The organism is Bacillus sp. 7884-1 (genome assembly GCF_002272245.1).
GTDB lineage: Bacteria > Bacillota > Bacilli > Bacillales > Cytobacillaceae > Neobacillus.
In genome coordinates, this window is the sequence record NZ_NPDD01000142.1 from 1 (window position 1) to 4,893 (window position 4,893).

Sequence of the window (4,893 nt, forward strand, 5' to 3'; positions counted from 1 at the left end):
CATTTTCGAGGAGTCTCGCGCCTTCCGCACAAATCAACAGAGTGCCAAAATCAATAATGGGCTTTAACATAGCCTAATTTTTTTAGCTATTTATTCGGTGAGCATGGTCAATTTGCTTCGTCAATCCCTCTGCAATAGAAACGGTATTCTTAACAGTAACTATGATAAAATTATCTTCCTTGGTTTCCGCTTTTCTTTCGGTTGAAGCTTGTTCATTGATACGTAGGAAGGAAGCACATAAATTCCATTGATTGCTCTTCCCGCTTTGGAGTAAGTATCGTCCAGGCTGCTTGTTTTCGATTATTTCTATTATAGAATTCACTGTATCATCAACAAATATAGCGTCATTTGTCTCTTCCCGCAGTCCCCGAAACGGTTTTCCTCTATTCATATCAGTCAATATTGAGTTTTGAAACATAAAGGTATCTGGCTGCCATGTTCCAAATAAAGTTGGCAAATAGAGTAAATGGATATCTTGTTTCTGAGATTTTGCCCTATTTATGAAATCATCTATGACAATTTCGGCCTTTGATTCAAATACATTGGCTAACATTTGGCTAGGGGCAAGAATAACAATTTGTTCCCATTTGTTCTTACTAATTAAATTGATTAACATATCTTCGTTTAGTAAGTATTCTTCCTTATATCGCATATAAAGGTCGTAAACAGAGAGTACAATTGTCTCGTTTTCGTTTGAACTATTTAAAATATCCCCTGATGTAACCTCAGAAAAGTTAGCATTTCGTCCGATTTCTAATCTTTTCTCAATTAGAATATCATAATCGTCTTCCGTTTCAATTTGTATTCCCCTAACTTCTATACCTTTATCCAGTAATGCTTTGCATACATGAAAGTTCACAAAGTCAAATACTCCGACCATAACGACCTTGTCCATTACACTTCCTGCCTCCCCAAACTTCATTATTGAATCCTATGCGGCTTCATTCAGAAATATATCTCATCCGGGGAGGAAGTGTCATAGTACTTTCTCAAACTGATTGAAAAACTTTTTCATCATATTTCCAAGCTGCTGCTTTTTTTCAGGAACTATATAAGTTGGGCTAATATCTGTGTTAGCAAGTAATTGTTGTAACTGATTTGATTGATTATATGATTTCCCACTAGACATAACATGGATAATCTTTATTGGTACATCAAATTGCAATTTCACTTCATCATCCATACTTTCTAGTTCCTTCACAAGCAAGAGTGGATCTATCTTATGGGCAGCAGTCACTTCCCGCACTAACTTTTTGTAAAAAAACTTATGTTCCTTTTCAAGTTCAATATGTTTTTTTAAGGAAAGTATCGGATTCAATAAAACCACTGATCTTAATTGGCCCTTCATCTTTTCCATTAATTTCACAGCAACAAGTGCGCCCATTCCCTCAGCTATTAGGTGTACTTTATTATTAAGGATCTCACTTCTTATAACTTGTTGATACAGCCTTTGTGCAAGGTCTACTGCTTGATCACTTCCCCAGTTTCGCCCATACAAATTTGAGGAAAAAATAGTATATCCTGATTCTTTCAATTGGTTGATAATGGCCAGTTTTCCTTCATTTTGAGTCCAAAAGCATTTGCTTTCGTCAACAAAATGTCTTTCATCTCCAATTATTAAAATTCCAAAACCTGTGGGCTTTCCAGGGTAATGGATGATATTCCACTGGGTATCCATCTGAAAATTCCGGTTCTCCATCGCTAAATCTCCTTTTACATATTTCCTCAAAATATTGTATGTGATTTCACATTAGATGAAAGGGAATATAGCCTAGCAAAAACCGATACCATCACTGTTTTTATCATAAATTTCAAGCTAATGGGTGTTTGTCAATTTTTGCGTTTATTATTTGAAAAGCATATGGTAATATTATTAGAGATGATAAATAGGGTAGAGGTGAAAGATAGTGCGATACTTTTGGACTTTTTTCTGGGCGTTTGTTTTAGTGCAAATGCTTTCATATGTAGTTAGTTCAATGACAGAAGGTGGAGTTTTCGACTTCAAGTCAGGGGCAATTATTTCAGTTGGTGTTTTCATTTTAATCGTTATTGCAACGGCTGTACTTCCAAACGAACCTGTCGAGAAACATTAATTAGTATTAAAAGGTCATCCATATTCCGGATGACCTTTTTTTCTTATCCAATGGATATCGTTAATTCTCCATTTTCAATTGTTACACTTACCACCGAATGATCAATAACTTTCCCAGCTATGATGGCCCGTGCGAGTTTTGTTTCGATATTCCTTTGGATAAAACGCTTTAATGGTCTTGCTCCATATATAGGATCAAAGCCATTTACAGCAATGAACTCTTTTGCACCGTCAGAAATCGTTATTTCGATATTCTGTTCCTTTAACCTGCTTTGAAGTTCCTTCATCATTTTGACTACAATATCTTTTATTTCAGTTAACGATAAAGGTTTAAATAGTATCGTTTCATCTACCCTATTTAAAAATTCAGGCCGAAAATGACTCTTTAATTGAGCAAGAACCTTTTCCCTCGTTGCCTCTGATATTTCAACTTCATTTTCATTTCGTTCCAGTAGAAAATGAGATCCAATATTGGAGGTCATGATAATGACTGTATTTTTAAAATCCACTGTTCTTCCTTGTGAATCCGTTATTCTCCCATCATCAAGTGCCTGCAGGAGAATGTTAAATACCTCTGGGTGAGCCTTTTCAATCTCATCCATGAGGATAACGGAATATGGTCTTCTTCTAACAGCTTCCGTCAGCTGTCCACCCTCTTCGTACCCTACATACCCAGGAGGTGCTCCGATTAGTCTCGAGACAGCATGTTTTTCCATGTACTCAGACATATCTATTCGAATAATCTGCTCTTCACTATCAAATAAAGCTTCAGCAAGTGCTTTAGCAAGCTCTGTTTTCCCAACACCCGTTGGCCCTAAGAAGAGAAATGACCCTATCGGTCTGTTTGGGTCCTTAATGCCGGCACGTGCCCGTAAAACGGCATCTGAAACCAATTGTACCGCTTCATTTTGTCCAATTACTCTTTCATGTAATATGGATTCTAATCTTAGTAGTTTTTCCCTCTCACCTTCGACCAATTTTGAAAGCGGGATTCCTGTCCATCTTGATACGATATTTGATATCTCTTCTCCGGTAACTTCCTCGCGAAGCAACCGCTCATTATTTGCTGTGGCTGATTCAAGCGCCAATAATTCTTTTTCTGCCAAGGGAATCTGACCATGACGAAGCTCAGCGGCACGGTTTAAATCATATTTGTCCTCTGCTTGTTGCAGTTCTCTTCGCAGCTTCTCAAGTTGTTCCCTTTTTTCCTGCAATTTTTGTATCCCTTGTTTTTCATGCAGCCATTGGGCTTTCTTGCTGTTTGCCTGAACCTTTAACTCAGCAAGCTCCTTTAAAAGGGAATCAAGTCTTTTTTTACTAGCGTCATCCTGCTCTTTTCTTAAGGCTGCTTCTTCTATTTCTAACTGCATCACTCTGCGCGTTACCTCATCTAGTTCTGTTGGCATAGAATCAATCTCAGTCCTGATTAATGCACATGCCTCATCTACTAAATCTATCGCTTTATCTGGCAGAAAGCGGTCGGTTATATACCTGTCTGATAATGTAGCAGCTGCAACAAGAGCATGGTCATGGATTTTGACGCCATGGTGTACCTCGAATCTTTCTTTTAAACCACGTAAAATGGAGATTGTGTCCTCCACATTAGGTTCTTGAACAAGTACTTGTTGAAATCTACGTTCAAGCGCAGGGTCTTTTTCAATATATTTCCGGTGCTCATCAAGGGTGGTTGCCCCAATACAATGAAGCTCACCACGAGCTAACATCGGTTTTAACATGTTCCCAGCATCCATAGCCCCATCTGTTTTTCCTGCACCGACAATAGTGTGCAGTTCATCAATAAATAACAAAATTTGTCCTTCGCTTTTTTTAACTTCATTTAAAACGGCTTTTAATCTTTCCTCAAATTCGCCTCTAAACTTTGCCCCTGCAATAAGTGCACTCATATCTAATGAAAAAATTGTTTTATCTTTTAACCCCTCTGGAACGTCTTTTCTGACAATTCGCTGGACCAGCCCCTCAACAATGGCTGTTTTTCCCACTCCTGGCTCCCCAATCAAAACAGGATTATTTTTTGTCTTTCTAGATAATATTCTGATAACATGACGTATTTCTGCGTCCCTTCCAATAACAGGATCCAGTTTGCCTGCCTTTACTTCGGCCACAAGGTCTCTTCCATATTTATTAAGCGCATCGTAAACAGCTTCAGGATTTTGTGATGTCACTCTTTGGTTCCCCCTTATTTCCTTAATTGCGGACAGGATGTATTCCGCCGTTTTTCCATTTGATATAACTATTTTCCCCATTTCAGCATCTTTATCGTAGCAAGCAGCTAATAAAATATGTTCGATAGAAATAAAGTCATCAGAAAACTTCGAAGCAAATTCCTCTGCAGAAACAAAAAGTCGTTGCAGCTTGGAGGTAATGTAGAGCTTTCCGTGCTCCGCACCGCTCCCTGTAACCTGCGGCTTTTTATTAAGGGCGTTCTGTAATGCTTTTTCTACGCTTACTGTTGGGATATCTGCTTTTTCTAGTATAGTTTTTAATAAACTATCCTCTTGACGAAGAAGTGTTAAGAATAAATGAAGTTCATCTACCTCTTGATGGCTGCTTTTTATAGCTAAGGACTGGGCATCAATAATTCCATTTTGCAACCGCTCTGTCATACGATTTAAATCCATCATTTCCACTCCTTTGACCATTATTGACCTTTATAAATTTATTATATACGAATATGTATTTAAATATAAAATAAAAGCCATCCGCTGGGGATGACTTTTTTTCGATTGGCTGTGTTAAATTAGGCTGTTGATTTGTGCTCTAGGCGCTTCGCTTTCCGCAGG

The 4,893-nt window shown here is 38.0% G+C and carries 4 protein-coding genes; 1 reads left to right on the forward strand and 3 read right to left on the reverse strand.

The genetic code is table 11. The annotated features are described in order from the left end of the window. Positions 1 to 82 precede the first annotated feature (82 nt). Together CHI06_RS16860 and CHI06_RS16865 are read right to left on the reverse strand one after the other, a co-directional pair. On the reverse strand, positions 83 to 895 hold the full coding sequence (locus tag CHI06_RS16860; RefSeq protein ID WP_095249792.1) for a hypothetical protein: 813 nt from the start codon (positions 893 to 895) through the stop codon (positions 83 to 85). Between the two features lie 81 nt (positions 896 to 976). Next, positions 977 to 1,699, reverse strand: coding sequence for a hydrolase (locus CHI06_RS16865; RefSeq protein WP_095249793.1), 723 nt, complete (start codon positions 1,697 to 1,699; stop codon positions 977 to 979). A gap of 208 nt (positions 1,700 to 1,907) precedes the next feature. On the opposite strand from CHI06_RS16865, the gene CHI06_RS16870 reads away from it, so the two are divergent. Further along, positions 1,908 to 2,093, forward strand: a complete 186-nt coding sequence (locus CHI06_RS16870) for a YjzD family protein (protein ID WP_095249794.1) — start codon at positions 1,908 to 1,910, stop codon at positions 2,091 to 2,093. 43 nt (positions 2,094 to 2,136) lie between these two features. Here the strand turns inward: CHI06_RS16870 and clpB are convergent, their stop codons facing one another. Next, positions 2,137 to 4,731 carry an ATP-dependent chaperone ClpB gene (gene clpB / locus CHI06_RS16875; protein WP_095249795.1) on the reverse strand — a complete coding sequence of 865 codons (2,595 nt, stop codon included), beginning with the start codon at positions 4,729 to 4,731 and terminating at the stop codon, positions 2,137 to 2,139. Positions 4,732 to 4,893 lie beyond the last annotated feature (162 nt).